Here is a 24,003-nt window from a genome sequence, read left to right as displayed (position 1 = left end):
CGCTCAATTGCTCTCAGCATCATGCGACCTCACCCATCCACTCCCCTAGGGCAGCCAGGGATATTGGCGAAAATCTGGCGATCGCTTCTCTAAAAACGCCTGCCTGCCCTCGGAGCCTTCTTCGGTCATGTAGTAGAGCAAAGTAGCGTTGCCCGCTAGCTCTTGCAGCCCCGCCTGGCCGTCACAGTCGGCGTTAAAGGCCGACTTGAGGCAGCGAATGGCGATCGGGCTTTTTTGCAGAATCTCCTGCGCCCACTGCACCCCTTCGGCTTCGAGCTGATCCACAGGCACGACGCAGTTCACCATGCCCATATCCAAGGCTTCCTGGGCGCTGTACTGGCGACACAGGTACCAGATTTCGCGGGCTTTCTTTTGGCCCACCATGCGGGATAGGTAGCTGGCCCCAAAGCCGCCGTCAAAACTGCCCACTTTGGGGCCAGTTTGGCCAAAAATCGCGTTATCGGCCGCAATGGTGAGGTCGCACACCACGTGCAGCACGTGGCCGCCCCCGATCGCATAGCCCGCCACTAGCGCAATCACCACCTTGGGCATCGATCGAATTAGCCGCTGCAAGTCGAGCACGTTGAGCCGAGGGACGCCGCCCTCGTCCACATAACCGCCGTGGCCGCGCACGCTCTGGTCGCCGCCCGAGCAAAAGGCGTATTTGCCGTCGGTGTGGGGGCCAGTCCCGGTGAGCAGCACCACCCCAATGCGGCTGTCCTCGCGGGCGTTGGAGAAGGCTTCGTACAGCTCGACGATGGTTTTGGGGCGAAAGGCGTTGCGCTTGTGGGGCCGGTTGATGGTGATTTTGGCGATGCCATCGGCCTTTTGGTAGATGATGTCGTCGTAGGGTTTTACGTCTTGCCAGTCAACCTGCATAGGGCGATCGTCCAGTTAACACAGGCTTCTAGCCTCTCACACTGGGGAAACAGAAACCAGAATGTCAATAAGCCTCAGTTCTGCATCCGCAGCAAGTCAGGCAGGAAATGAAATTTGCATACGTGATCCCTATTTGTAATAGGTGCGAAGCTTCCATACTGAAGCAGAGACGTTAGGAATAGTCCCGTTCTTCGATCAGATCGCCCTGCTGGTTGTGGATGCAGAGTTCTGTCTTTTGGGCTTTGGCTTTTTCTTTCGCTTTCTCTACCACATCGGCTTTTGTGCGGCCCTGGGCGACTCGCTTTTGGCCCTGGGTGGCAATCCAACCTGACTCTTCTGGGTCGGCAAAGACGTGAATGGAGTCTCCATCGCCTTTTTCAGCGTCGGCAGCCACGGCCTGCCCCGTGGTGCCGCCAGTATTTTTCTTGGCAATTTGTTTATCGCGGCGTTTGGCCCACTTTTCGGCCTGGGCAGTGGCGATCGCGATCGCCCGACCGTCCCCATAGCCATCCTCCAGCAGGGCATTGGCAATATCAATCGCCTTGCGCCGCACCTCAGCGGTCAGATTTTTCAGGGAGGTTGGATAGTCGTCGTAGGTCCAGGGCATTTTTCCTGCAAAGCCTGCAAATGTTTACCTGTCTACAGGGTTGCGCCGCTGCAAACAAACTTCACCTGTCTGGAGCATGACTTTTTTCGGGTGATTACTACGGCTGAGGTGGGGGGGCGATCGCGATCGCTACGATTAAGTTTAGGCAGCATCCTTATGGAAGACTGCCGTTGACTGCCAACCGCCTTGAAGGATCAGCCGGTTATGGTCTCACCTGGGTTAAGAGCCCCCATCGCCGTAGCCCTCGGGGCGATCCCTGGGGCATTGAGTCGGTACTATCTCGGCAAGGGCTTAGCCACCATGGCAGGAATGCCCGACTTCCCTATAGGCACCCTGGGCGTCAACCTGCTGGGCTGTTTTTTGCTAGGCCTCTTTTTGACCCTGACCCTAAAAAAAGGGCCCGTCAGCCCCGAACTCAGACTCATGGTGGTGACGGGGTTCATCGGCGCGTTCACCACCTTTTCATCCTATGAGTTAGATGTGGCCCATCTGACGGCAATGCACCAGGGGTGGCTAGACGGAATCTACTGGGTGGGTAGCCCTCTGCTGGGGCTGCTGTGTCTGTGGAGCGGCATGGCCCTGGGCCAAAAAGTCCACCCCGAAGGTCAGTCCGGCGATTGAGATATCTTGGATTCAACACAGCACGGTGATCCTAACCAGTAGAGATGGTCTAGGGATTCTCTCCACACCCACAGACCTACGGGGTGAAGCCTAAAAAGCCCAGTGCCAGTAGCCGACCCAGTTCAACTAACACAAACCCCAGCACTGGGCTACCCAGGCCGTAGAGCAAAACCACCCCATGGGCCTTCACCCGCCGCAGATTGTCGATATCTAGAACATAGGTAGAAAACGTGGTGTAGGCTCCGAAAAAACCCACCAACAGAACATTGGTTAGCGGAGGGGATGAGTGCAACCCCTGCTCTAGCACGGTGGCCGCAAACCCAATCCCCAGGGCACCGGTCAAATTGACAAACAGCGTGCCGTAGGGAAAGCCAGTGCCCTGGAAGGCCACCCAAAACTGGTTGGCGTAGTAGCGTCCTAGGGCACCCACAACTGCACCTGCACTGATAGAAACCGGAGTCCAATCCATTGACCGCAGCCTCAGGAGACCGATGCTTCGGTGGTGGATAGGCTGCCCTGGCAACGGGGACAGAGGCCGAAGAACTCTAGGGTGTGGTAGAAAATTTTGAACTCGTGGGCCTTGTGCAGCTGTTTCTCTAGGTCGTGGACGGGGCACTGGTCAATGGCGATGGTGTTGCCGCACTGAAGGCAGGTGAGGTGGTGGCGGTCTTCTTGGGGCAGGCTGTAGAGCGCTTCGCCCGAGGGCAGAGTGCGCATTTGCACCGCCCCCTCCAGCTTGAGGGCGTCGAGCGCTCGGTAAACGGTGGCAAGCCCCGTGGTGTTGCCGTCTTGCCGCATTTCAACGTAGAGATCTTGGGCCGAAATTGGCTTACTCAACCCCTTTAGAACGGTCAAAACTTTCTCTTGGCTGCGGGTGCGTCGTACCATGCTGGCTCACTTGTACTGACTCAATTTTATCAATCGGTTGATACGGTAGGATGAGGGGTGCCAATTATTGTGATTTTCCCCGTCACCGGAGTCAGCCGTGCCCCACTACAGCGCCCGCATCTACGTCACCCTGCGCCCCTCGGTACTCGACCCGGCGGGCACGGCGGTGCAGTCTGGGCTGGCCCATATGGGCTACACCAACGTTGGCCCGATTCGCATTGGCAAATACATTGAGCTAACGCTGGAGGCTGAGGATGAAGCCGCCGCCAGCCAGCAACTCGATCGCATGTGCGATCAGCTCTTGGCTAACCCGGTGATTGAGAACTATCGGTTCGAACTGCAAACCCTGGCGACGGCGTGAGGAAAGTGAGGGGGTGAGGAAGGGGAGTGCAAAATTCAAAGTTTCGTCTCCTGAGACACTGCACGAACAAAATTTTGAATTCTCAATTTTGAATTCATCCCCTCATCCCCCCATCTTCCCTATCCCCTCCTATCCACCCTCCTCACCATGAAATTCGCCGTCATCGTCTTCCCCGGAGCTAACTGCGATCGCGATGTGGCCTACGTCACCCGCGATATTCTCGCTCAGCCCACCCGCATGGTCTGGCATGAAGACAGCGACCTGGGCGATGTGGATGTGGTGGTGGTGCCAGGGGGCTTTAGCTACGGCGACTATCTGCGGTGCGGGGCGATCGCCCGCTTTTCGCCCGCCATGCAGGCCACGGTGGCCCATGCCAAGGCGGGCAAGCCAGTGCTGGGCATCTGCAACGGCTTCCAGATTTTGACCGAGGTGGGGCTGCTGCCGGGGGCGCTGGTGCGCAATCGGGATATGCGGTTTATCTGCGATCGCGTGCCCCTCAAAGTCGAGCGCACCGACCTACTGTGGACATCGAATTATTCTGCGGGCCAGGTGATTACCCTGCCCATCGCCCACGGTGAGGGCTGCTACTACGCCGACGAGGCCACCCTGGCTGAGCTAGAGGCCAACCGGCAAATTGTGTTTCGCTACAGTGGCCCGGATGGGTCTATGGATGAGGCATCCAACCCCAACGGCTCTCTAGACAATATTGCGGGTATCTGCAACCGAGCGGGCAACGTGCTGGGTCTGATGCCCCACCCCGAGCGGGCCGCCGATGCGTTGCTGGGCGGGGTGGATGGGCTGCCGCTGTTTGAGGGTTTGGTGCGATCGCTAGTAGCGGCCTAGGGCAGGCTTCGTCATTCCTTCAAACAGATCTGCTGCTCAGGGCATAAACTTCACCAAAACCCTTGTCACGACGGTGCAGATGGGTACACTTAACCCTCAAGGAACCAACTTTGGCCTGGGTATCGTCATGGGCCAGAGTTGGCGCTTTGTGGGTTGCCCACAGCGGTAACTCGTTGCTGTTTTGTTTGATCAAACCCTGGGCCAAGCGGCTTGGGCCAATGGCTGTAGGAGAATCCCCATGCCAGACTCTGACGAATGGCTCGGTAGCGCCCTGGCCTACCGCCCCACGGTCTACGAATATTGCCAGCTTGCTCTGCGCCCCACCCTCGATCAGGCGGCTGCCGAGCGTATGGGCGAAATTTTGCAGCGGGCCGAAGCAGAGCCGTTGCTCAATTTTTTAATCGACGAGGCCGATGGGCTGGTGGCGCGCTTGCAGCCCTGCCTTGGCCCTCAAAATCTTCACCAGCAGCAGCGGCGGCTTCAGGCGGCGATCGATACACTCTGGGTAAACGAGCTGCTGACGGCCTGCGGGCCTTGCTCTCGGCCCAGCCCCTAAGACGGCTGGCCAACGCCATACTGTGGCTCTATTGGGAGGCTCTACTGGGGAGACTGCCGTTTAAGCCCGTAGGAGATCAGGCCTATCCCGAGAGCCAGCAGGCAAAAGGGCAGAAGGCTAAAGCGAATGCCGGTGCCATTGGCGTCGTTGCGCCAGCTTAAGAGCAAAAACGGCTCGTTGCCGACGCTAAAGGCAGGCACGTCGAGCACTTGCAAAAAGGCTGGCAGGGCAGCAAACAGCAGCCCCAGGACAATAATTGTTGCCAAAAAAATCTTTATACCCCGTACCATGGCCCATTAGACTGATTGCTTTGCGAGCTAATTGCCTCACAATCATCGATATAACTACGCTTTTAACGTTAAGCCGCTTGCTGGAGAGGGACATCTATCTGTGGTTTCTAATCGCTGGCTAGTGCAGGTCTGTCGGCATCGATCGTGCGATCGCGGCGGTTCAGCGGCGGTACTGGCGGCGTTTGAGCAGCACCAGAGCCCCAACATTTTGGTGGCTGAGAGCGACTGCATGGGCCAGTGCAGCGCTGGGCCTACGGTGAAGGTGATGCCCGGCAATACCTGGTACTGCCGGGTCACCCCGGAAGATGTGCCGCGAATTGTCGAAGAACATTTAGGGAAAGGGGAACTGGTGCGCGATCGCCTCCATCCGCGCTTTCACTCTGTAGACCTAGACACATCGGCACCGTAAGCGTTGCCTTGCAGCCAAACAGTCTATTGGCTGATGGCTGATGAGCAACCCTATAATTTGATGAATAGCGATGCTTACTTTACCCAGTCGGTAGAAGCGTTTATGGACACTATCGTTGAACAGCTCGATACCAAGCTAGGTCAGTGGGAACCTGAGATTGCCGATCAGGTACGCCGATTTATCTGGGAGATTATTCAATTGGCGGATCAAGGTATTCCGGTAGAGTTGATGCGATCGCGGGCTGTAGAACAAGAGGTGCTAAATTTGCTCGATGAGTCAGATGAATCTGAAACCTGGTGAAGTCTGGTTGGCTGACCTAGGGCTTGCGGCTAAAACCCGGCCCGTTGTGATTGTTTCTCGTCTGGATCCTAACCCACCGAGAGTCTTGGTTATTTATGTGCCTCTGACAACTCAGTACAGAGGTAGCGCTTATGAGGTGGCTTTGCCTAAACTGTCTTTTCTAAACCGTGACTCTTTTGCCAATGTTCAAGGTATTGGCTCTGTGCCAACGGCAAGACTAGAACGCAAGCTCGGCGATCTACCTTCACCTACGCTAGAGGAAATTCGGGCTGCTATTCGCTTTGCTTTGGATATTGGGAGCGATTATTGATCCTCTCTGGGGTGATTAACCAGGGCTGATGGGCCGCGAATCCACCCTACACCAGATTCACTAGGGTTGGATCTCGTCTCTAGATAAACCGATTTTCTCCCCCAGCTCCAGCACGTTTGCGGTGAAGTCGTTGACGTTGCCAGAAAAGGTAGCTGCTCCCCCTGCCAGCGTGGCGGCCGCCGTCCCTGCTGCGATCAGCCGTTGCAGTCGCTTGCCGATGCGCTTTGGCTCCTGCTTTTCGGGCTTACTGAGATCGCCCTCCAAATCGTCTAGCTCCATGAGCACGTCGTCTTTTTGCTCTGGGGGGAAGGTCTGAGCCGATGCTCGGAGCGCGGCGATGAGCTGGCTGATGGCCTCGTTGTTTTGGTTGATGTAGGCGGTCATTTGCCCCTGGTTTGTGCCTGCCACATTACCCACCGGGCCATGGAAGGTTTGAGAAATGGAATCTTTTTCTGCCATTGTTTGCACGATGTGAAGGAGTGAGGATTGGGTTTGCCGATAGGTGGCGATTTCGTCTGATTGTAGGCGCAGCCGCTCTTGATATTGAGCTTCGAGGGCGGCGAGTTGGTGGGCGTAGCGCTGCTTAACCTCTGTTTCAATGGCGGCTTTATCGGCCTCGGCCTCAACCTCTAATCGAACGACAAAGGCATTGCCCTTGCGCTCCATGCCTTGAATTGAGATGTCTTCGTTAGGGCGGCTGTCTCGCAAATCTTGGAAGGATTGGAAAAAGGCTTGCCAGTCGATGCCCTCGGTGAAGGTGATGTCAATGGTTTCTAGGGCACTGGCGATAATCTGAAATCGCTGGGTGAACTCCCCTGGTGCAAAGGTGCTCTTAGGATCTACAGGGAGTCGTCCTGAAAACTTGTATGCCTCGTCATCAAAAGTGCGAAAGATATAATCGCACTCCACTTCCTCGAGTATGGTTGAACTGCCAATTTGCCAGTTAGCTATGCAAGCTCCGGTAAGTGTTGCCTTGGTGAAGTTGGCATGGAGAACCTGAGATTCATTAAAGTCGGCGAAGGAGAGGTCAGCAGAGATGAGGTTAGCGAAGTTAAGGTTGGCTTCGGTGAGGACGGCAGATCTGAGGTTAGCCTCGCTGAGATCAGCCTCGCTGAGGTCAGCAGAGCTGAGGTCGGTCTCACTGAGGACGGCAGATCTGAGGTCAATAGATCTCAGATCCGCGAAGTTAAGCTCGGCAGAGCTGACATTGGCAAATCTAAGATCGGCGTCGCTGAGATCAGCAGATCTCAGGTCGGCGGATCTCAGGTCGGCGGAGGTGAGGCTGGCAAAGCCAAGGTTGGTAGATCTCAGGTCGGCATAGCTGAGGTTCACAGAGGTAAGGTTAGCGAAGCTGAGGTTAACGTTGCTAAAGTCGGCAGAGCTGAGATCTATTTCAACTTCAGGATTTTCCTTTCTCCAAGCATTCCAGACCTTACTTCCTTGCTTTAGCCAAGCAATATGTTTTTCATTTGCCATCGCCGTTGGGCCTGCATCGTTACCTCACCCTAGACTACGCGCTGTTGCTCATCCGTTCCGTATCGTTTTTGTGGCCTGCGGCCAAACAGTTGATGACCACGACGGCCACCCACCTAAGCTTGCAGCAGGAAATTTCACGAGACAGCAACCCAGCTTCGTGGGTGACAAACCCAGCTTCCTCGGTGACGGATCTAACTCAATCAGTGACGAACCTAGCTTCGTGAGTAGCGAACTCAGCTTCATCAATGACGAACCCAGCTTCAGTACTAGCGAACCCAGCTTCACGGGTGACGAACTCAGCCTCGTAAATAGTGAACCCAGCCTCGTGAATGGTGAACCCACCTTCGTGAGTGACGAACTCAGCTTCGTAAATTTGCGAGACTAATACCCGTCCGATGCACTGTCACTACTTGATCACGGCACAGGCAATGCGATCGCCCGAACCGCCAATGGGTTGCGAATAGTGGTCATCCTTATCGGTGTGGATGATTAGCGCCGTGCCGTCCTCATCTAGCAGTTTGGCGGCCCCAGAATCCAGCGCTACCAGGTCGCTGTACAGCTCAACCTCAACTGTGCCATCGGCGGCAACCACCAGGTTGGGCAAATTGCCTTCGTGGGGGCCATCGGGGTTGCGAAACCCGTGGGGTTGGTCGAAGGGGTTCACATGCCCACCTGCCGATTTAAACGCCGTTAAATCAGAGCAGTCGCCCACGGCGTGGAAGTGCATGCCGTGGTAGCCGGGGGGCAAATCTTTGGCCTTGAGATTTACCAATACCCCTTTATGCCCCTGCTCAACCTGTACGGTACCAATAGTGGTGCCGCTGTTATCAATCAGGTCGGCTTGGGCCGTCAGCGCATCGGCGTAGGCGGGGCCAGCCATCAAGATCAGGCACCCAAGACCCACCGCACAACAGAGAAGCTTGATTCGATTGAAGAGCACAAGCATAGAACTATCCGTAGCGTCTGCGGTTAGATCATAGTTGAGCATCAGCTCAGATTTCTCCCCACTGCGGTCGAGTTCTGCCGAGCCAAGCGGTCTGGTAACAGCGAACTGCACAGTCACGAGGCGCTTATGGTAAAAAGTAAGCACTTGATATTGCTAGCCTAGGGACGCTTGTTTTCAGCAGTGCTGAACCAGGGCTGACTAGACAGTTCGCCCCATTGTCGGGATCGAATCATGCAAATTCTCCACGGCACTTGGATACCTCAGCCCACCACCGACTTTGTGCAGACGGGGAGCTTTTGCCTGTGGGTAGAAACCGAGGCTAAAAGCCGTCGCCGCCTGTCTCCCCAAGCCCATCCCTTACACCTGCCCGAACCCGATTTATTGCCCCTGCTCACCGATGAACTGGGACTAAAATCCTCCGATCGCCGCCCTTTAGCCACCTTAATCACCCCCCGCACCTTTCTGCTGCCTACGGTGGATGGTGAGCCGCTCCCCTCCCTGGAGCTATCACGATACCTGGAGGTAGAAACCCCAGACAGTTTTGACTGGCAATTCTGGCAAGTGGATTGCTATCGGCTCCCGGTTCTAGCTGACGTGATTAGCCTGCTGAATAATCTGCACTTTCTGGCCGTCTACAACCTGGCGGAGGTGCAACTGGGGGCCGATCTGCTGTTTTGGTACCACTACACCCAAGCATTCAAGCAGGTGATTCTGCGCGATCAATACATTCCTGCCCTGAAGTATCGGCAGGTTGCGGCTGCCAAGGCATCCACGGGACGCAAAGCAGCAGGGTCGAAGACAACGGCCAAGAAGCAATCATCCAAACCAGAGGCAGGGTTTGAGATTTATCCGGGGTGGGAGATTATTGGCGATCGCTACCACGAGCATATCCAAACCTACATCGACTACATGCCCCTGCTCTGCGTCGCCGGGTTCGAGGAACTGCCCCAAACGCCTACCTTTTACGATCGCACCACCCTCCTCCGCCACTTTTCAGAATGCTTTGTGGATGATCTGGTGCGGGGCACGGCAATGCCCCAGAACTATCTCAAAACCATTGAAAATACTCTGATCCAGGACAGTTTGCAGGTCAAGGCTCCTGGCAAATCGGCGGCAGATCTAGAGCGGTATCAGCAGTGGCAGGGATGGCGCGATCGCATTGTTCGCACCCAAACCGATCAGACCTTTTATCTGTACTTTCACCTGCAAGACCCATTCAAACCAGAAGATCCCTGGCAGCTCCAGTTTCAAGTTGCCCCCAAGCATGACCCGTCCCTCAGGGTGTCTTTGGATGATTACTGGCGGATGCGTCCCAAACAGCAGGCCCAGGTAAAAGCCCAGCTCGGCGATGACTTCGAGCAGCATCTGCTGATGAACCTCGGCTATGCTGCCCGCATCTATCCCGACCTGTGGCGTGGTCTGGAGACCGACCAGCCCATCGGAATTTACCTGAATCTCGACACCGCCTTCACCTTTCTCAAAGAATCTGCCTGGGTGCTCGAAGACGCGGGCTACAAAGTAATCGTCCCCGCCTGGTGGACGCCCAAGGGTCGCCAGCGAGCCAAGGTGCGGTTGCGGGCCAAGGGCAAATCGGTAAGCGGCGGCAACAAATCGAAGGGCTACTTTTCCTACGACACCCTGGTGCAGTACCAGTACGACCTGGCGATCGGCGATCAGCCTGTCACCGAGCAAGAGTGGCAGCAGCTCGTCAATGCCAAGTCGCCCCTGGTCAAATTTCGCGGCCAGTGGATGGAGCTAGACCAGGACAAAATGCAGCAAATGCTGGAGTTTTGGCAGCAGCAGCAGGCCGAAAACCCCGAGATGAGCCTGCTCGACTTCATGCGCCTGACCAGCGGCGAGGCCGACGACAGCCTAGAGGTGGAGTTCGATCGCGACGACACCCTGGCCACCATGCTCACCCAGCTCAGCGACAAAACCCGCCTCGAACTCACCCCCGACCCCGACCAGCTCCAGGGCAATCTGCGCGACTACCAAAAGCGCGGCCTCTCCTGGCTGCACTACTTAGAAAATTTGGGCTTAAATGGGTGTCTGGCCGACGACATGGGCTTGGGCAAAACCATCCAGGTGATCGCCCGCCTGATTCAAGAGCGCGAAGAAGTCGATCAGCCCATTCCTCCCACGCTGCTGATTGCGCCCACCTCCGTGGTGGGCAACTGGTACCACGAGATCGAAAAGTTTGCGCCGCACCTTAGGGCGGTGGTGCACCATGGGGGCGATCGCAACCAAGACACCAAAGCCTTCAAAGCCCTCTGCCGCGACCACGACGTGGTGATCACCTCCTTTACCCTGGCCCGCAAAGACGCCAAGCTGCTAGAGGGTGTCACCTGGCACCGCATCGTGCTCGACGAAGCCCAGAACATCAAAAACCCAAAAACCGCTCAGACCAAGGCCATTCTCAAGCTCAACGCCAACCATCGCCTCGCCCTCACTGGCACCCCGGTCGAAAACCGGCTGATGGATCTCTGGTCGATTTTCAACTTTCTGAATCCGGGCTATCTGGGCACCCAAACCCAATTTCGCAAACAGTTTGAGCTGCCCATTCAAAAAGAGAATAGCCCCGCCCGCTCCGCCACTCTGAAGAAACTGGTGGAACCCTTCATTCTGCGGCGGCTTAAAACCGACCAGTCGATCATCAAAGACCTGCCCGACAAGGTCGAGCAAAAGCTGTTCTGCAACCTCACCCCCGAGCAGGCATCTCTGTACGAAGCGGTGCTCAAAGATGTCACCGAGCAACTCGAAACCAGCGAGGGCATCCAGCGCAAGGGGCTGATTCTCGCCACCCTGACCAAGCTGAAGCAAATCTGCAACCATCCCCGCCAGTTTTTGCAGGATGAGAGTGAATTCTCGCCCGATCGCTCCCATAAACTCAGCCGCCTACTCGAAATGCTCGACGAAGTGGTGGCCGAAGGCGAAAGCGCCCTGGTCTTTAGCCAGTTTCGCGAAATTGGCGACGCCCTGGAACACCACCTGCGCCACACCTGCCACTACAACACCTACTACATCCACGGCGGCACCAACCGCAAAAAGCGCGAGCAAATGATCGCCGCCTTTCAAGACCCCGACACTGAGCCCGCGATCTTTGTGCTGTCGCTGAAAGCCGCCGGGGTAGGCATTACCCTCACCCAGGCCAACCACGTCTTCCACTTCGATCGCTGGTGGAACCCCGCCGTCGAAGACCAGGCCACCGATCGCGCCTTCCGCATTGGCCAAAAGAAAAATGTCTTCGTCCACAAATTTGTGGCCATGGGCACGCTGGAAGAACGCATCGACCAGATGATTGAGGATAAGAAGAAGCTAGCGGGTGCGATCGTCGGTGCCGATGAATCGTGGCTGACGGAGCTAGACAACGACGCCTTTAAACAACTGATCGCTCTCAACAAAAGCGCCATCATAGATTGATGCACTGATGTCTTCCGTAATTGAGGCAGCACCTTGATACTAGAGGATCTGTAAACCTTGAGAAAGCCTTGATTTACCGTAACGCTGCCCTCATCCCTAAACTGTTTTCGAGTTACCCGAATGCAAAGAAGTTGAGTCATCAAATGTTTTCAAGACATGCTTTCCAACAATTGGCTGACTGCCTCCAGAAGATGAGGAATCTTATTTTGTACAACATCCCAAATGATTTCCTCCTCAATTTGAAAGTAGGCGTGGGCTAAGATATCTCTCAGTCCTGCAATTTTTCGCCATTCTATTACAGGATTGAGAACACGCGCATCATCAGGAATGTTTTTAACAGCCTCTCCAATAATTTGAAGGTTGCGAATGACAGCATCAAACGTACGGTCATCCGACACAAAATTCTCAAAATTCATGCCTTCGGTATAATGCAGAATTTTTTCTCCTGCTATCAAAATGTCAGTTAAATAAAGGCGTAGGTCACGAGACATAGACCGCCTCTTTTTCTACTACTTCCCGCAGCTGAGGCCTTAGCGACTTCCAGCTAACCAGATCGACCTTTTTGCCCAGGTGGTCTTCCAGATAAAACTTGACATCCATATAGCGATCGAAAGTGATAGGAGGTTCAAACTCGACCACAATATCTATATCGCTGCTGGGTGTGGCTTCATCCCGTGCGACCGACCCAAATAGGGCTAGCGATCGCACCCCCAAATCCTTCAACACCGTTTGATGTTGCTTTAGAGTTTGTAGGATTGTATTCCGCTGCATAGCCAGTATCCTATTTAAAGCAAGAGTACCAGCATTGTAAGAAAACCGGCACTGGAGGCAGCGATGGCAAACTTTAGCCGCACCTGGTGGGGAAAGAGGTTTATTGATGCGATCGAGCGCTTGACCGACTCGGGCCGATTACAGCGGGGGCGTTCCTACGCCAGCGGTGGCAAGGTCAAGAGCTTTGAGATCGACGGTGGCTTGGTTACGGCCAAGGTGCGTGGGTCGGTGAACCCGTACTTTGGGGTGACGAAAGAACCGTTGTATACGACCACCATTGACTTTACGCCCATTAGCAAAGCCAAGTGGTCAGCGGCGATCGCCCTCATCGCCTCCAAAGCCAGCCTGATCTCGCGGCTGCTACTCAACGAAATTCCCGACAACATCGAAGACAGCTTCAAGACCCTGGGACTGAATCTGCTACCCGCCAGCGCCAAAGATTTTAAGACCAAATGCTCGTGTCCCGACTACAGCAACCCCTGCAAACACATCGCCGGGGTCTATTACCTGATCGCCGCTGAGCTGGATCGCGATCCTTTTTTATTGTTCGAGCTACGGGGATTGCCGAGGAAAGAGTTTAAAGCCGAGCTAGCCAAATCGCCCCTGGGGCAAGCGCTCTCGGCAGAGCTTTCGGCCCAGCAGCGCCCCCCCGACCCCGTAGAGCACTACTACACCCAGCCCAAGACTGTCGAAGCGTCGGCCACTAGCCTGAAGGAGTTTTGGCAGGGAGAGAAGCGCCTGCCCCAGACCATTGAGGTGGCCACGACCTCGGCAGTGCCAGCGATTTTGGTCAAAAAACAGGGCGATTTCCCCGCTTTTTGGTCGCGCGACAACTCGTTCATCGAAGCGATGGAAAGTTTGTACGATCGCGTCCGCAGCAAAAACAAAGACCGCCTGTAGGGGTCAATGGGCATTGCGGTGCTGTTCTCTAATCCACTGGCGAAAGGCTTTAACCCAGCTGGTTTCGCCCATGGTTTGGCTGGTCTGCAAAAACCGCAGCAGGGTGTCTGGCCGCAGGAGGGGTAAGACGGTCGATACGGCTTGAGGGCAATATTCGCCATTGACCAGGGCCAAGATCGTTAGCGTTACGCCGTCAAACCGCCAAACTTCTGGCACGCCCAGGGCTGCATAAATCGCCATACGGTTTAGAGAACTGCTGGTGTTGTCGATCTCAATCGCCAAATCGGGCGGCGGGTCAACGGTCAAATCAATCTCATCCTTGCCGCGCACGGCCTGCTCGTGCTGGATGTAGTAGCACTGGTCGGGTTCCAGCCCTTTGCTCAGGTCTTCTCGGCTCCAGGTGGTAGAGCCTAGGCTGCGAATTTCAGTGTTGGTTTCTTCGGTGGTGACCTCCACCATGCGACCCATGAGCTTTTTGTAGCTTTCGTGGGGAGGCAGCGGCACCATAATTTCTAAGGCTCCCTGGTCGTAGGTGAGGCGCTTACCGGGGGCAGCCTCCAAATCGCGGCTTAGGCTCTGGTAGGTGGCCCAGCTTACCCCCTGCAAAACTACCTGGCGCTGGGGCGGAACTAACACTGCGGTCATGGCAGAACTCCTAGGCCAATCGTTCCTGTATGCCTATCTTAGAATCAGCGAAAGAACACCGCTACAGGCACGCGTTTATAGGCCGGGGTTCCCGCCCGTTTCTCAATTCGCGCCTTCATCAGCACATTGGCCTCGGGGTAAAACATCAGCGCCGCGCCCGATCGCACCTCCCCAAAAATAATCTCAATATTGTCGAGCTGGCCCGCATCGCCCCGCACACTCACCCGCTGGTGTTGCGAAAAGCCTGCCCGCTCAGCATCTAAAGGATTCATCAAAATGCAGTGGCGATGGGGCATTCCCCGATACTCGTCGGCTTCTTTGTAGACCACGGTGTTGTGCTGGCCGTAGCTGCGCCCGGTAATCAAAGCTAGCACCAGGGCGGGATGCTGATCATCAGATAGGTCAAAGTCTTGCAGCGTCGGCAGCGTCAGGTCGGGCAGCGGTGTGGTCTGCATTTCGGCTTTCCCCGATGGGGTGGGGAATTTTGGCTCTAGAAAGATGCGACCGCCAATGGTGAACTCGGCGTTGGTCTCATCGATCTCGCCAATCTTTTCGTAGCCGGGGATGGTCTGGGCGATCAGCTGGCGCACATAGCGAGTGTCATACAGCCGCCGCCAGTCGATCGGTTGGTCGCCATGAATGCGGTGGGCTAGCTCCGCCAAAAAGTCGATCTCCGTCACCAGGTCGGCCCCCTTCAGGTGGGTTTTGCCGGGGCTGTTGAGCCGCACAAAGTTGTTGCCCGACTCCACGGTGGTTTTGTGGGGGTTCTCGAAGCGGGCGTAGACGGGCACGATGATCGTGTTTTGCCGCGCTAGCCCGTGGAAGTGGCCCTGGTTGGGCTTGGTGGCCAGGTAGATAATCGTGTCGATGTTGCCGAGGGCGCGTTTGGCCTGGGTGAGGTCGGGGTTGGCGGCGTAGAGGTTACCCCCCAGACACAGCAGGGTATCGACCTCGCCGCGATCGCTGGCTTCAATCAGCGCGCGGGCATCGTAGCCCGGTTCGCGCTGGAGCGATTTGCCCAGCAGTTTCTCCAGCGCCTCGCGAATGCTGGCTTTGAGGTGGGCCGTCACCCCCATCGAGCCAAAGCCCTGCACGTTGGAGTGGCCGCGAATTGGCATCATCCCTGCGCCGGGCTTGCCGACGTTGCCGGTCATCAGGGCGGTATTGGCGATGCTGTAGATGTTATCTACGCTGTTGGCCTGGTGGGTGATGCCCATGGCCCAGGCAAAGACGACGTTCTTGGAGTTATGAATCATCTCGGCGGCGGCCATAATCTCCGTCAGCGTTAGGCCGCAGGTGGCGACGATCGCCTCCCAATCGGTAGCGGCCACCTGGTCGATCACCGCTTGCCAGTTTTCAGTGTGGGCCTTGAGGTAGTCAAACTGCACCCAGCCCCGCTCTAGCAGCACCTTTTGAATGCCCACAAACAGGGCCAGGTCGCTGCCCGGTATCGGCTGCAAAAACAGCGAGGCGATGTCTTCCCCCTGCACCAGCCGCAGCGGGTGGGCCGGGGAGCCAAACTTGACCAGGCCCACTTCTTTGACGGGGTTGATGGCGATAACTTTGCCGCCGCGATCGCGCAGTTCAATCAGCTCATTCATCAGCCGGGGGTGGTTGGCGGGGGCGTTGGAGCCTACCAGCACCACGCAGTCGGCCTGGCGCAGGCTCTCTAGGCTGACCAGTGAGGTGCCAGTGCCAAAGACTTTATTGAGGCTGACTGTGGAGGGGGCGTGGCACAGGTCAGAGCAGTCGGCCAGGTTGTTGGAGCCGAACGCCCGCACCATCAGCTGCAACAGAAAGGCTGCCTCGTTGGAGGAGCGGCCCGAGCTATAGGAGGCCACTCGCTCTGGCGGCAGCGAAAAGCCAGCGGTGGTGAGCTGGTAGATCTCGTCCCAGGCGATCGGTTCGTAGTGGTCAGACCCGGCGCGGCGAATCACCGGAAAGCTGAGCCGACCGAGGCGATCGGCCTCGCGGGAGGTGAGCGCTTGCAGCTCTGAGATGGTGTGGCGGGCGAAGAAATGGTCGCTCAGGCCGGGTTGCAGCTCTGAGGAGATGGCCTGCACGCTTTTCATGCAGCGCTGGAGCGGTTCTTCTAGCTCGTTGATAAAGCCGCCGTTTTGCCCACCCGTGCCCCAGGCGCAGGAGAGGCAGGCGCTTTTGTGAAACAGCGTTTTCCAGATCTGCGGCCCCTGGGGGGAGAGGGTCTTTTGTGCCCAATATTGAATGATCGGCAGACCACCGCCGATCGGCATAGAGTCAGCCGTGGGCTCGGCAGCAGGAAGACTGTGGGGCAAATCGCGATCGCTGGCGGCAGGCAAAGGAGCTTGATCCTCGGTCTGGTCAAGTTGGGTCATGGTCAAAGTCTCGCAACAGCCGCTATCCATAACTATAGCGAGGGTGCCAGGGGCCAGAAAGTCAGCCAAAAGGTAGAGAGTGTTAGGGCAAGTTGCAAAGGGCACCCCTACTCCAGACCGATTTAGCCCTTTTGAAGGACGGCAGCTCTTTTTTTGCGCGGCAAAATATACGCAAACGTTTAGAACAGGAGGTCTACTATGAACCGCCTAACTAAAAGCTTGCTTGGCCTTGCTGTTGTTGGCACCGCAGTTTTAGGTGCTACCTCGGCCACGGCTCAAATCTTTGAAATTGGCGACCAGGCTGAGTTTGATCTGCGAGACAACCGCAATCCGGAGCTGCGGCCAAATCTGTCGGTAGACGATGGCCAACTCAATATTCAGCTTGAAGAGCAACCCCGACCCGAGACGCGCATTCGGTTCGATGAAGGCAGGGTAGAGTTTCGCCAAGAGCGACCCGAGCCCAGGGAACGGCTGAATTTGACTGTTCCTTTAGAAGAAGACGAATAAGCCTGCGTGGCTATTCCACAAAAATAGGGGCAACCTGGTCAGGTTGCCCCTATTTTTATATCACCATTCGACACTATCGATTGTCTTTCGACAAAGGTTTAGAGGAATACCAAAGCAGTATCTTCGCTCGGCAACTCAATTTGGTTCAGCCCATCAAACAAACCAAATGTATATCGTTACGCTTGTGCGCTCGGTGAGGGGGACTGCGAAAAGTGTGGCAACTCCTCATTTAGGCAAACCCAGGGGGCTGCGCTTGATGTCCAAATGTCTAGCGCAGGAGAAAAATTGCTTTGGTCGTCAAATGTTGTGAAGCGTATGGATGTGAAATCTGGCATTGCTTCGCCGGTTGTGAACAGGGGACTACCGCAATTTGAGCAGAAGCTTCGCGTTGTCTGAGCGCCACTTGCCGCGCGAACAGAATACTCTTTTGGTGAGCCGGTGACCTTGATAGACTTTGTTGATACGACTACGCCCGATGCGAACGGTGCTCCGCTGGATAGTTGGCAATCGCTGCAATGACAATTCAGCATTGCTAGAGGCGCACTGTGACATTCGTAGCGTATGTCACCACAAGCGCAGCCACCTGAAAATGGAACTTTCATAAAAGACCTCTTTGCTTGGCTCTTCGTGGAATTTGGTTAGTAGGTTGGTTACTGAGACTTCTCGTATTGATAATTGAGTTCAAGGGCATTGCAAAAGCTATTGAGGCTGTTGAGCAAGGCGTTGTAGTAGGGATAGGCGTCGTCTCGCTCAGCCTGAAGACGCGCATAGAGGGCCAGCTCTGGCTCTGGGACTAGATGCTCTTTGGGAACATCTAAGCCCGCTGCGGTTAAGCGGGTTGATGCGATCGCAACCAGCAATGCCCCGACAGTATCGGTCTTGCCATTGTGCAAATCTTTCAGTCCAGGGAAAATTAGCTCTGCTCCTGGCAACTCAGTTAAATTCATGATGGTCCCTCTGCTTGTGTTTGCTCAGCCTGCTCAATGAAATTTTCGACTCTGCTTTTAAGAGCATCAGGGTTAAGAGAAGGAAAACGAATCAAATCGGGTTCAATGGCATCAAAGCAATCGCGCAGATTTGCTAATGAAAATAATCCCTGCTCGAACATAGATTGAACATCATTAATATCGCGATCATATCCTCTTGAAAGCTTTGAGAGGGCTTGGGCAGTGAAATCATAATGGTAGAAATAAATTTGACCTTTTTTTCCAATGAATACACTCCTCTCACGCCATCCTGGCAGGGGGGGCAAAAAGTCTTGCGGAGAGGCAAGTTCGATATTGATATTTAGGTCTTGTTTGATTTTAGCAATCGCCTGAAAAATGCCTGGGGGCTCGGGGTCTAAGCGAATATCCACATCAACGGTAGAACTACGCCACCCAATAAGTAGAGCACTGGCACCGCCCGTGAAGTATATAGAGCCTGAACCACGGGCTTCTCTACCCAAGATGTCCATCAGTTGCTCTAGCTTTTCAGGATCGACGTTTGAGCGCATAGTTTGCACAAAGTATGATGGGTTCTATAGGTGGCGCAGACGCTCTCAACTTAGCTATGAAGGTGCTTCAACGCTTAACCCGTCTGCTGATATTGCCTTTCCTTTACGGGTTGAACATTCCGAGTCGGACATCCGTTTGAACATTAGCAGGGAAAAAATTAAACATACTTTCCAACTACCCTGAACGACTTCGAGTCGCGCGTCCAACACTTAGCTCACCTGCCGCTAGAAGCGAAGTGAGGAACGAACAGAGCTATGGGTGGTCAGGTACAGCGCCTTGTTTTGCCTATGTTAAGGAGTTAGGCACGGTCTGTCCTAAACCGGATGTTCCATTGTCACTTCTATTCACTTTCCGGTATTCATACTTGAAACGGCTGGCATCAGGGTCAACAGGTTCAATCTCACCATTCCCACGAAGTTTTTCAAATGCTTTTTTTACTTTATTTTCCGAATCCTCGCCTGAAATCTCACGAATGAGTTTATTGGATACTGTTTCGTGATCTTCCAAATATTCACGAATAATGTCCACCAGTGACGCAATCCTACGATGTTCTATGGTAAGTACTACAGCGTTATCTAATTCCATCAGAACAGGTGCTACTAACCCAGCTTTCTTCATAGCGTTAGAAGCGGTATTTAGGCCCTCGCCAATATCGTGGTTTACCGGATTCGGAAGTTTATGGAGCATCCGAACCAAGTTGGGGTTACGGGCATATCTTTCTTCAAGATAGTTCCTCGGCGTTATATATCCTGGCAATTTGCCAGGACTCAAAACCTCAATTCGGTTGTCGTAGACGCGAACGTGAATATCGTCATTTACGCTGTAGTCACGATGAATGACAGCATTGACAAGAATTTCATGCAATGTTTCGTCAGGATAAACGAGTTTTACGAGTTTTCCAGCAACGCTGTATTCAACATCTTGGAGGAGTTCTTGAACTTTTTGTATTACTTGGGTAATCTGCTGCTCTATTGGTCCTTCGATAGTTGATGGCGCTTGCTTCAAATATTCGCGCTTATATTCTCGCTCAGTCGTCTGTAGACGATAAACTTTGATTGCACAACGGGTATTAAGTGACGCTTGTGGTTCCTCGTCAAAGAGAAGAATTGAACCAACTGTAGGGCGGTAACTTTCGTCTACTTTTGATAACAGCTTTTGCTTCCTGAGAAAGATCGTAGATTCCTGGGTAGTTCCAATCCTCTCCATATACGAAGCCAGATAAGCACTGCCAGTTATGTTTTCTATATCCACTTCTGGTACGACAACTTTTTCATAGTTGTAAGTTCCCTTTGCGTATGCAAGCTTAGTAATTGCCTCACCAATAATTTTTTTAGTACTCGCATTCACTCTGATGTAGCATTCATCCGATGTGGTGTAATGAAGGTGAGCACTTTTGGGAACTGATATATGCAAAACTAAGCCGCGATTACCAAAATTTATGAATTCCCAATCTACTCCCTCCACACTCGGTTTTGTGGCTGTCATCAGCACTTGAACAATATCATTTGCGCTCTCAGGCTTATCGAAGCCAATTATTCGTTCGCCCGTCACTTTTTTATCTTCAATACCCACATAAATTTCGCCGCCATCTGTGTTTGCGAAAGCTACAAAATGTTTTTGTAGTGAAGCCGGAGCGATGCGTGAGCTTTTTAAGTCGATAAAGTGACTTTCCTCCAATTCTAATAGGGTGTTTTCTTCCGCTGGCGAAATAGTAATGTTATTCATAGCAATTATGTCGAGTGTGGGGTTTTACACCAAATCGCGCGCATAGGCACAACGACTTATTAAATCGCTCCTATCTGCTCGATTCCTTCTACAGGATAGATAGGCAGATTACTTAAAGTCTAACCACCCCTGTAAGGTAAATAAGTAGTGAACAATCTGCATAATAGCCTTCTACAGGATAGATAGGCAGCGAAGAGCTGTATTTCTTCCACTTCGCTGGGGGTTGGTTATGTATGAGTGTGACGTTATATTTGCATGCCCGTTCCAGAGTTGTTGCTGGGATCTGCCTGCTTTAAAGAGCTTCTGGCTCCACGGTTGACGGAGAGTATATGTACCAGTACACTCATTCACTAAGCCGTTCGACCAGAGCGGTTGTTACACAGAACTCGAAAACTTTGGCGCTGCCGGAAGGTGTTGAGACCACCAACCGACAGCTAACCCCGCAAATCTCTGAGGCAGATTGCGAGGCTAGGGAGATCGTACCCTAGTCACTCCAGTTTGCACTTCAACTGCGGGTGGCTAGGGTTTTCGCGTTCTGCTTTCCTCACCCTTCCACCCCTTGTGGGGGCAGGGCTTGCTCACTGCAACCAAAAAAGGAAACAGAACCGATGTTTGAATATCTCGAACCAGACGCTAGCGATAACCAAGAGCCTCAAGGGACCGGGTCCCTGCCGCTACCACCCAGATCTGGAACCACCAACAGAGGGACCCGATCCCTAAACCCCGAGAAAGTGCGCCATATGCTCTACGGCAGTTTGGCCGCCATAGATCGCACCATCAAAATCCTCCACTCCCTCGGCTACGCCGACCCCAACGACTGGAGCGACCCCATCCCCGTGCCGCCGAGCAGCGCCGCAGCACCCGACCACCCCAACCAGTGGATGGTGATCATGACCAAGACCCTGCTCATTGAGTAGTTGCTCTCAAAGAGACCGGGTGCCTGTTGTGTTGACCCAAGCTCTTGCCAGTAGCAGCAGGCACCTAGTCTCTAAAGGTAAAGTGGCACCAGATTTGAATTGGCGGTGCATAAAACCAAAGCTGGGCAATCTCTGCCTACTAAACTAATGAGAAATTTGGCTCTAAAAATCTACGATCGCCACACTTTTAGTATCCACGAAATCATAAAGCAAGCAAGCCCGCCACAGGCAAGAAAAATGCCGATATGCTTCAGTGGGAATTGCCAAATGTTCACAACTCCAAAAAGATTTAGCACGAATAAAATTACAGCCAATCCTGCTAGGAGTATCCATGCGGTACTACCAGCCTTGATCAAGACTTTAGAAACTGGTGATTTCGGCTGAACAGTTTTTTCCTGTTTTTCAGTCATGGCAAAGAATTCAAAGTGCTACCAACAGCATTCCCTATGCAGGGCAGATACAATATTTCTGGGGCCAACTCTACAATTAAGCTGATGCTTAACGCAACTGCACTTGAACCTGTACGGGCAGGTGGTCTGACGCTTGGGCAGCCTTGGCTACGACTTCGGCGGACACCACTTCCAGGGTGGCGGGGGTGTAGAAGATGTAGTCGAGAACGTACTGGGGATGATCAGACGGAAAGGTAAACGACGACGGGGCGGTGGGCAGGGCCGAGGCCAGCACCGGGGAGTCGAGCAGGAGGCCAATCGATCGCGGCTCGTCACCCTCATCGCGGTTGAGGCTGCTGTTGAAGTCGCCCACCAGCAAAACGGGGTAGTCCTCCGCGTAGCTTTCCGCTAACTCGCGCACCACCTGGGTTTGACGGGTGCGGGTGGGGGCGTCAAATGCTTCGAGGTGAACGTTGATCACGATCAGGGTTTGGCCGGAGACATCGATTTCGGTGACTTGGGCGACGCGATCCAAATACAGCGCGTTGTAGTAAAACGGGTTCGTCGGCACCTTTTCTAGCACCAGCCGCTCGTTGCGGCGAATGGGGTAGCGGCTGAGCACGGCCTGCCCTGAGATCACCTGCTTATAGTGAGCCTGGGGTGGCCAGTAGGGAAAGGGCACGTAGCGTTTGTCCCAGTTGACGGCGATCGCCCCAAAGGCCATCTCCAGCGCCACCGAAACCGCATACTGCTGGTTGAGGTTAAACGATCGGTAGGCGTCGAAGTCGATTTCTTGCAGCGCCAGAATATCGGGTTCCAGCTCTCCCAAGGCTTGGACAGCGGTGGCCTGATTGCTGTCGAACAGCGCCTTATCGCGCTCGACAGCTTGCTGATTGGTCAGTCCCGACAGGTAGCCAATGTTGTAGCTGACTACGCTAAGCTGCTCAGGGTTGGAAATGCCTGGGGCATAGGCCTCGTAGGTGACCAGGTTGTCGTAGTCAGCAGCTTGACCGTTGGCAGAGCTGATGTAGGCAAAAGTGCCTACCAGCGCCGCCACCGGCAGCCCCAGCGCTAGCGATACAGCGACAAAAACAGTTTTCATGGATTTATTCTATGGCGTCTAATGCCCCCTCTCGACTGCCCCTGCGGTTTTGGATTGCCGCGCTGGTAGCGTTTATCAATGCGGTGGGGTTCACGCTAATTATTCCGCTGATCTACCCCTATGCGGTGGAATTTGGCCTCAGCGACTTTCAGGCCAGCCTGCTGACTACGGCCTACGCGGCGGCACAGTTCATCGCCACGCCCATTCTGGGGCGGCTATCAGATCGCATGGGTCGCAAGCCGCTGCTAATTGTCAGCCTGCTGGGCACCGTGGCGGCGAATTTGATGGCGGGGCTGGCCCCGGTGGCCTGGGTGCTGTTTGCGGCGCGCCTGCTCGATGGCATCACGGGCGGCAATACCTCGATCGCCCAGGCGATCGTCAGCGACATCACCACGCCCGATCAGCGGGCGCGGGCCTACGGCATTTTTGGGGCGGTGTTTCGGCTGGGGTTTGTGGTGGGGCCACCGCTGAGCTACGTGGCGCAGCTGGTGCCGCCGCTGCCGGGGTTTACCAGCCTGGGCATGGGGTTTTTGTTTTCGGCGGCGATCGCCCTCTTTGCCACCGCCGTCTGTTTGGTGCTGCTGCCCGAAACCCTAGAGCACGCGGGCGAACCATCTCGGCTCTCATGGAGCGATTTTGGCTTTGACCGCCTGGCCCGATCGACCACCGACGGGCGGTTTGGCCGCATCTTTTGGCTGACGTTTTTTAGCGGTTTTACCTTTACAATCTTCACCTTTGCCTTTCAGCCCTTCTTTCTCAACGTGCTGGGGCAAGACGCCCGCAACCTGGCGATCATGTTTGCGGCGGTGGGCATTATCGGCTTTGTCACCCAGGTGTTTGTTCTAGAACCCCTGCGGCGGCGGTTTGCCCTGGTGCAGATTTTGGTAGGGGCGCTGGCGGCGCGGGGGCTGCTGTTTTTGCTGATGCCCGCGTTTCCAAATATTGTGGCCTTTGCGGCGATCGCAGTGGTCTTCAGCGCCGTCAACTCGTTTCCCATGCCGCTGATCGATGCCCTGCTGTCGCTCAACAGCGGCCCCCGCGAACAGGGCGAAGTGATGGGGCTAAATGCCTCGTACCTCAGTATTTCCAATGCGATCGGCCCGGCTACGGCGGGGCTGCTGGTCAGCGTCAGCTACAGCTTCCCGTTTTGGATTGCGGGTGGGCTGACGCTGCTGACCGCATGGTTTGCCATGACCCTATCGGGGCGCGGCGCGGCGAAGGCGTGAATCTCATCAGCAGAAACCGGGGTTCCGCGATCAATCTCAGTACTAGGCAAGGTTGATGCTCAATA

30 protein-coding genes and 2 pseudogenes are annotated in these 24,003 nt (G+C 54.7%); 13 read left to right on the top strand and 19 right to left on the bottom strand.

The features are described from left to right. Nucleotides 1-45: 45 nt before the first annotated feature. Both menB and VB780_RS15735 read right to left on the bottom strand, forming a co-directional pair. Nucleotides 46-879 carry a 1,4-dihydroxy-2-naphthoyl-CoA synthase gene (gene menB, locus VB780_RS15740; RefSeq protein WP_323352111.1) on the bottom strand — a complete coding sequence of 278 codons (834 nt, stop codon included), beginning with the start codon at nucleotides 877-879 and terminating at the stop codon, nucleotides 46-48. A gap of 172 nt (nucleotides 880-1,051) precedes the next feature. Continuing rightward, entirely contained in the window at nucleotides 1,052-1,486 is a 435-nt protein-coding gene (locus tag VB780_RS15735; protein WP_323352110.1) for a DUF2188 domain-containing protein, read from the bottom strand. A gap of 204 nt (nucleotides 1,487-1,690) precedes the next feature. Between VB780_RS15735 and crcB the strand changes: the two genes are divergently transcribed. Then, nucleotides 1,691-2,107 carry a fluoride efflux transporter CrcB gene (crcB, locus tag VB780_RS15730; protein WP_323352109.1) on the top strand — a complete coding sequence of 139 codons (417 nt, stop codon included), beginning with the start codon at nucleotides 1,691-1,693 and terminating at the stop codon, nucleotides 2,105-2,107. Between the two features lie 76 nt (nucleotides 2,108-2,183). On the opposite strand, the gene VB780_RS15725 is transcribed toward crcB, so the two are convergent. Both VB780_RS15725 and VB780_RS15720 read right to left on the bottom strand, forming a co-directional pair. After that, nucleotides 2,184-2,576: a CrcB family protein gene (locus VB780_RS15725; RefSeq protein WP_323352108.1), complete on the bottom strand. Its 393-nt coding sequence runs from the start codon at nucleotides 2,574-2,576 to the stop codon at nucleotides 2,184-2,186. An 11-nt stretch (nucleotides 2,577-2,587) separates the two neighbouring features. Beyond that, nucleotides 2,588-2,995, bottom strand: a complete 408-nt coding sequence (locus tag VB780_RS15720) for a Fur family transcriptional regulator (protein ID WP_323352107.1) — start codon at nucleotides 2,993-2,995, stop codon at nucleotides 2,588-2,590. A 97-nt stretch (nucleotides 2,996-3,092) separates the two neighbouring features. Between VB780_RS15720 and purS the strand changes: the two genes are divergently transcribed. The 3 genes from purS to VB780_RS15705 all read left to right on the top strand — a co-directional run bounded on the left by purS (nucleotide 3,093) and on the right by VB780_RS15705 (nucleotide 4,755). Next, nucleotides 3,093-3,356 carry a phosphoribosylformylglycinamidine synthase subunit PurS gene (gene purS, locus VB780_RS15715; RefSeq protein ID WP_323352106.1) on the top strand — a complete coding sequence of 88 codons (264 nt, stop codon included), beginning with the start codon at nucleotides 3,093-3,095 and terminating at the stop codon, nucleotides 3,354-3,356. A gap of 147 nt (nucleotides 3,357-3,503) precedes the next feature. Continuing rightward, on the top strand, nucleotides 3,504-4,199 hold the full coding sequence (purQ, locus tag VB780_RS15710; RefSeq protein ID WP_323352105.1) for a phosphoribosylformylglycinamidine synthase subunit PurQ: 696 nt from the start codon (nucleotides 3,504-3,506) through the stop codon (nucleotides 4,197-4,199). Nucleotides 4,200-4,437: 238 nt separating this feature from the next. Continuing rightward, a complete protein-coding gene (locus tag VB780_RS15705) occupies nucleotides 4,438-4,755 on the top strand; it encodes a hypothetical protein (protein ID WP_323352104.1) in 318 nt (105 codons plus the stop codon). A 41-nt stretch (nucleotides 4,756-4,796) separates the two neighbouring features. Here VB780_RS15705 and VB780_RS15700 read toward each other — a convergent pair whose 3' ends face one another. Next, nucleotides 4,797-5,021, bottom strand: a complete 225-nt coding sequence (locus VB780_RS15700; RefSeq protein WP_323352103.1) for a hypothetical protein — start codon at nucleotides 5,019-5,021, stop codon at nucleotides 4,797-4,799. 124 nt (nucleotides 5,022-5,145) lie between these two features. Here VB780_RS15700 and VB780_RS15695 point away from each other — a divergent pair, with 124 nt between their 5' ends. Genes VB780_RS15695 through VB780_RS15685 form a run of 3 tightly spaced genes read left to right on the top strand, consistent with a single transcriptional unit; the run spans nucleotide 5,146 to nucleotide 6,064 of the window. After that, nucleotides 5,146-5,454 carry a (2Fe-2S) ferredoxin domain-containing protein gene (locus VB780_RS15695; RefSeq protein ID WP_323352102.1) on the top strand — a complete coding sequence of 103 codons (309 nt, stop codon included), beginning with the start codon at nucleotides 5,146-5,148 and terminating at the stop codon, nucleotides 5,452-5,454. Nucleotides 5,455-5,487: 33 nt separating this feature from the next. After that, nucleotides 5,488-5,754, top strand: coding sequence for a hypothetical protein (locus tag VB780_RS15690; protein WP_323352101.1), 267 nt, complete (start codon nucleotides 5,488-5,490; stop codon nucleotides 5,752-5,754). Then, nucleotides 5,726-6,064: a type II toxin-antitoxin system PemK/MazF family toxin gene (locus tag VB780_RS15685; RefSeq protein ID WP_323352100.1), complete on the top strand. Its 339-nt coding sequence runs from the start codon at nucleotides 5,726-5,728 to the stop codon at nucleotides 6,062-6,064. The genes VB780_RS15690 and VB780_RS15685 overlap by 29 nt, the downstream gene beginning before the upstream one ends. 60 nt (nucleotides 6,065-6,124) lie before the next feature. Here the strand turns inward: VB780_RS15685 and VB780_RS15680 are convergent, their stop codons facing one another. Both VB780_RS15680 and VB780_RS31460 read right to left on the bottom strand, forming a co-directional pair. Further along, a complete protein-coding gene (locus tag VB780_RS15680; RefSeq protein ID WP_323352099.1) occupies nucleotides 6,125-6,973 on the bottom strand; it encodes a hypothetical protein in 849 nt (282 codons plus the stop codon). Nucleotides 6,974-7,057: 84 nt separating this feature from the next. Then, nucleotides 7,058-7,207 (bottom strand): annotated as a pseudogene (locus VB780_RS31460) (pentapeptide repeat-containing protein); the annotation flags it as partial. Between VB780_RS31460 and VB780_RS31455 the strand changes: the two are divergent. Then, nucleotides 7,146-7,385, top strand: coding sequence for a pentapeptide repeat-containing protein (locus VB780_RS31455; protein ID WP_416349240.1), 240 nt, complete (start codon nucleotides 7,146-7,148; stop codon nucleotides 7,383-7,385). The pseudogene VB780_RS31460 and the gene VB780_RS31455 overlap by 62 nt on opposite strands. On the opposite strand, the pseudogene VB780_RS31450 reads toward VB780_RS31455, so the two are convergent. Together VB780_RS31450 and VB780_RS15670 are read right to left on the bottom strand one after the other, a co-directional pair. Further along, nucleotides 7,289-7,540: pseudogene (locus tag VB780_RS31450) on the bottom strand (pentapeptide repeat-containing protein); the annotation flags it as partial. The gene VB780_RS31455 and the pseudogene VB780_RS31450 sit on opposite strands and share 97 nt — an antisense overlap. Before the next feature lie 406 nt (nucleotides 7,541-7,946). Further along, a complete protein-coding gene (locus tag VB780_RS15670) occupies nucleotides 7,947-8,420 on the bottom strand; it encodes a superoxide dismutase family protein (protein WP_323352097.1) in 474 nt (157 codons plus the stop codon). 297 nt (nucleotides 8,421-8,717) lie between these two features. On the opposite strand from VB780_RS15670, the gene VB780_RS15665 reads away from it, so the two are divergent. Next, complete coding sequence (locus VB780_RS15665; RefSeq protein ID WP_323352096.1) at nucleotides 8,718-11,906, top strand: DEAD/DEAH box helicase; 3,189 nt, start codon at nucleotides 8,718-8,720, stop codon at nucleotides 11,904-11,906. A gap of 149 nt (nucleotides 11,907-12,055) precedes the next feature. On the opposite strand, the gene VB780_RS15660 is transcribed toward VB780_RS15665, so the two are convergent. Next, on the bottom strand, nucleotides 12,056-12,397 hold the full coding sequence (locus VB780_RS15660) for a DUF86 domain-containing protein (protein WP_323352095.1): 342 nt from the start codon (nucleotides 12,395-12,397) through the stop codon (nucleotides 12,056-12,058). Next, the gene (locus tag VB780_RS15655) at nucleotides 12,387-12,677 is read right to left on the bottom strand and encodes a nucleotidyltransferase family protein (protein ID WP_323352094.1); all 291 of its coding nucleotides are present in this window, start codon (nucleotides 12,675-12,677) and stop codon (nucleotides 12,387-12,389) included. Before VB780_RS15655 ends, VB780_RS15660 begins: the two co-directional genes overlap by 11 nt. Before the next feature lie 63 nt (nucleotides 12,678-12,740). Between VB780_RS15655 and VB780_RS15650 the strand changes: the two genes are divergently transcribed. Then, the gene (locus VB780_RS15650; RefSeq protein WP_323352093.1) at nucleotides 12,741-13,577 is read left to right on the top strand and encodes an SWIM zinc finger family protein; all 837 of its coding nucleotides are present in this window, start codon (nucleotides 12,741-12,743) and stop codon (nucleotides 13,575-13,577) included. 3 nt (nucleotides 13,578-13,580) lie between these two features. Here the strand turns inward: VB780_RS15650 and VB780_RS15645 are convergent, their stop codons facing one another. Together VB780_RS15645 and VB780_RS15640 are read right to left on the bottom strand one after the other, a co-directional pair. Next, complete coding sequence (locus VB780_RS15645; RefSeq protein ID WP_323352092.1) at nucleotides 13,581-14,222, bottom strand: Uma2 family endonuclease; 642 nt, start codon at nucleotides 14,220-14,222, stop codon at nucleotides 13,581-13,583. 44 nt (nucleotides 14,223-14,266) lie between these two features. Then, the gene (locus tag VB780_RS15640; RefSeq protein ID WP_323352091.1) at nucleotides 14,267-16,576 is read right to left on the bottom strand and encodes an FdhF/YdeP family oxidoreductase; all 2,310 of its coding nucleotides are present in this window, start codon (nucleotides 16,574-16,576) and stop codon (nucleotides 14,267-14,269) included. Between the two features lie 198 nt (nucleotides 16,577-16,774). Between VB780_RS15640 and VB780_RS15635 the strand changes: the two genes are divergently transcribed. Beyond that, nucleotides 16,775-17,083: a hypothetical protein gene (locus VB780_RS15635; RefSeq protein ID WP_323352090.1), complete on the top strand. Its 309-nt coding sequence runs from the start codon at nucleotides 16,775-16,777 to the stop codon at nucleotides 17,081-17,083. Between the two features lie 176 nt (nucleotides 17,084-17,259). Here VB780_RS15635 and VB780_RS31445 read toward each other — a convergent pair whose 3' ends face one another. The 4 genes from VB780_RS31445 to VB780_RS15620 all read right to left on the bottom strand — a co-directional run bounded on the left by VB780_RS31445 (nucleotide 17,260) and on the right by VB780_RS15620 (nucleotide 20,304). Next, a complete protein-coding gene (locus tag VB780_RS31445; protein WP_416349239.1) occupies nucleotides 17,260-17,613 on the bottom strand; it encodes a GFA family protein in 354 nt (117 codons plus the stop codon). Nucleotides 17,614-17,733: 120 nt separating this feature from the next. Continuing rightward, entirely contained in the window at nucleotides 17,734-18,030 is a 297-nt protein-coding gene (locus tag VB780_RS15630; RefSeq protein WP_323352089.1) for a hypothetical protein, read from the bottom strand. Further along, nucleotides 18,027-18,578, bottom strand: a complete 552-nt coding sequence (locus tag VB780_RS15625; protein ID WP_323352088.1) for a DUF6036 family nucleotidyltransferase — start codon at nucleotides 18,576-18,578, stop codon at nucleotides 18,027-18,029. The genes VB780_RS15630 and VB780_RS15625 overlap by 4 nt, the downstream gene beginning before the upstream one ends. Nucleotides 18,579-18,864: 286 nt before the next feature. Further along, a complete protein-coding gene (locus VB780_RS15620) occupies nucleotides 18,865-20,304 on the bottom strand; it encodes an RNA-binding domain-containing protein (RefSeq protein WP_323352087.1) in 1,440 nt (479 codons plus the stop codon). Nucleotides 20,305-21,044: 740 nt separating this feature from the next. Here VB780_RS15620 and VB780_RS15615 point away from each other — a divergent pair. Next, nucleotides 21,045-21,221 (top strand): hypothetical protein, encoded by a 177-nt coding sequence (locus tag VB780_RS15615; RefSeq protein WP_323352086.1) that lies wholly within the window; start codon nucleotides 21,045-21,047, stop codon nucleotides 21,219-21,221. A gap of 170 nt (nucleotides 21,222-21,391) precedes the next feature. Here the strand turns inward: VB780_RS15615 and VB780_RS15610 are convergent, their stop codons facing one another. Together VB780_RS15610 and VB780_RS15605 are read right to left on the bottom strand one after the other, a co-directional pair. Then, complete coding sequence (locus VB780_RS15610; protein ID WP_323352085.1) at nucleotides 21,392-21,631, bottom strand: hypothetical protein; 240 nt, start codon at nucleotides 21,629-21,631, stop codon at nucleotides 21,392-21,394. An 88-nt stretch (nucleotides 21,632-21,719) separates the two neighbouring features. Then, complete coding sequence (locus VB780_RS15605; RefSeq protein WP_323352084.1) at nucleotides 21,720-22,712, bottom strand: endonuclease/exonuclease/phosphatase family protein; 993 nt, start codon at nucleotides 22,710-22,712, stop codon at nucleotides 21,720-21,722. An 11-nt stretch (nucleotides 22,713-22,723) separates the two neighbouring features. On the opposite strand from VB780_RS15605, the gene VB780_RS15600 reads away from it, so the two are divergent. Continuing rightward, entirely contained in the window at nucleotides 22,724-23,938 is a 1,215-nt protein-coding gene (locus VB780_RS15600) for an MFS transporter (RefSeq protein WP_323352083.1), read from the top strand. Nucleotides 23,939-24,003 lie beyond the last annotated feature (65 nt).

The organism is Leptolyngbya sp. CCNP1308, from assembly GCF_034932455.1.
In the GTDB taxonomy this organism is placed as follows: Bacteria; Cyanobacteriota; Cyanobacteriia; order Phormidesmidales; family Phormidesmidaceae; genus Nodosilinea.
Note: the sequence above shows the minus strand (reverse complement) of the source record. Positions and strands in the feature narration are given on the sequence as shown.

Excerpts from the sequence above, each read along its gene's own strand:
- VB780_RS15670 (WP_323352097.1), bottom strand. The coding sequence starts at position 8,420 with ATGGCTGGCCCCGCCTACGCCGATGCGCTGACGGCCCAAGCCGACCTG.
- VB780_RS15665 (WP_323352096.1), top strand. The coding sequence starts at position 8,718 with ATGCAAATTCTCCACGGCACTTGGATACCTCAGCCCACCACCGACTTT.
- VB780_RS15625 (WP_323352088.1), bottom strand. The coding sequence starts at position 18,578 with ATGCGCTCAAACGTCGATCCTGAAAAGCTAGAGCAACTGATGGACATC.
- VB780_RS15620 (WP_323352087.1), bottom strand. The coding sequence starts at position 20,304 with ATGAATAACATTACTATTTCGCCAGCGGAAGAAAACACCCTATTAGAA.
- VB780_RS15725 (WP_323352108.1), bottom strand. The coding sequence starts at position 2,576 with ATGGATTGGACTCCGGTTTCTATCAGTGCAGGTGCAGTTGTGGGTGCC.
- VB780_RS15640 (WP_323352091.1), bottom strand. The coding sequence starts at position 16,576 with ATGACCCAACTTGACCAGACCGAGGATCAAGCTCCTTTGCCTGCCGCC.
- VB780_RS15650 (WP_323352093.1), top strand. The coding sequence starts at position 12,741 with ATGGCAAACTTTAGCCGCACCTGGTGGGGAAAGAGGTTTATTGATGCG.
- VB780_RS15705 (WP_323352104.1), top strand. The coding sequence starts at position 4,438 with ATGCCAGACTCTGACGAATGGCTCGGTAGCGCCCTGGCCTACCGCCCC.
- menB (WP_323352111.1), bottom strand. The coding sequence starts at position 879 with ATGCAGGTTGACTGGCAAGACGTAAAACCCTACGACGACATCATCTAC.
- VB780_RS15690 (WP_323352101.1), top strand. The coding sequence starts at position 5,488 with ATGGCTGATGAGCAACCCTATAATTTGATGAATAGCGATGCTTACTTT.
- VB780_RS15600 (WP_323352083.1), top strand. The coding sequence starts at position 22,724 with ATGGCGTCTAATGCCCCCTCTCGACTGCCCCTGCGGTTTTGGATTGCC.
- VB780_RS15720 (WP_323352107.1), bottom strand. The coding sequence starts at position 2,995 with ATGGTACGACGCACCCGCAGCCAAGAGAAAGTTTTGACCGTTCTAAAG.
- VB780_RS15685 (WP_323352100.1), top strand. The coding sequence starts at position 5,726 with ATGAGTCAGATGAATCTGAAACCTGGTGAAGTCTGGTTGGCTGACCTA.
- VB780_RS15635 (WP_323352090.1), top strand. The coding sequence starts at position 16,775 with ATGAACCGCCTAACTAAAAGCTTGCTTGGCCTTGCTGTTGTTGGCACC.
- VB780_RS15615 (WP_323352086.1), top strand. The coding sequence starts at position 21,045 with ATGCTCTACGGCAGTTTGGCCGCCATAGATCGCACCATCAAAATCCTC.
- VB780_RS15655 (WP_323352094.1), bottom strand. The coding sequence starts at position 12,677 with ATGCAGCGGAATACAATCCTACAAACTCTAAAGCAACATCAAACGGTG.
- VB780_RS15645 (WP_323352092.1), bottom strand. The coding sequence starts at position 14,222 with ATGACCGCAGTGTTAGTTCCGCCCCAGCGCCAGGTAGTTTTGCAGGGG.
- purQ (WP_323352105.1), top strand. The coding sequence starts at position 3,504 with ATGAAATTCGCCGTCATCGTCTTCCCCGGAGCTAACTGCGATCGCGAT.
- VB780_RS15735 (WP_323352110.1), bottom strand. The coding sequence starts at position 1,486 with ATGCCCTGGACCTACGACGACTATCCAACCTCCCTGAAAAATCTGACC.
- VB780_RS15605 (WP_323352084.1), bottom strand. The coding sequence starts at position 22,712 with ATGAAAACTGTTTTTGTCGCTGTATCGCTAGCGCTGGGGCTGCCGGTG.
- VB780_RS15660 (WP_323352095.1), bottom strand. The coding sequence starts at position 12,397 with ATGTCTCGTGACCTACGCCTTTATTTAACTGACATTTTGATAGCAGGA.
- VB780_RS15610 (WP_323352085.1), bottom strand. The coding sequence starts at position 21,631 with ATGACTGAAAAACAGGAAAAAACTGTTCAGCCGAAATCACCAGTTTCT.
- VB780_RS15630 (WP_323352089.1), bottom strand. The coding sequence starts at position 18,030 with ATGAATTTAACTGAGTTGCCAGGAGCAGAGCTAATTTTCCCTGGACTG.
- VB780_RS31445 (WP_416349239.1), bottom strand. The coding sequence starts at position 17,613 with ATGCTGAATTGTCATTGCAGCGATTGCCAACTATCCAGCGGAGCACCG.
- crcB (WP_323352109.1), top strand. The coding sequence starts at position 1,691 with ATGGTCTCACCTGGGTTAAGAGCCCCCATCGCCGTAGCCCTCGGGGCG.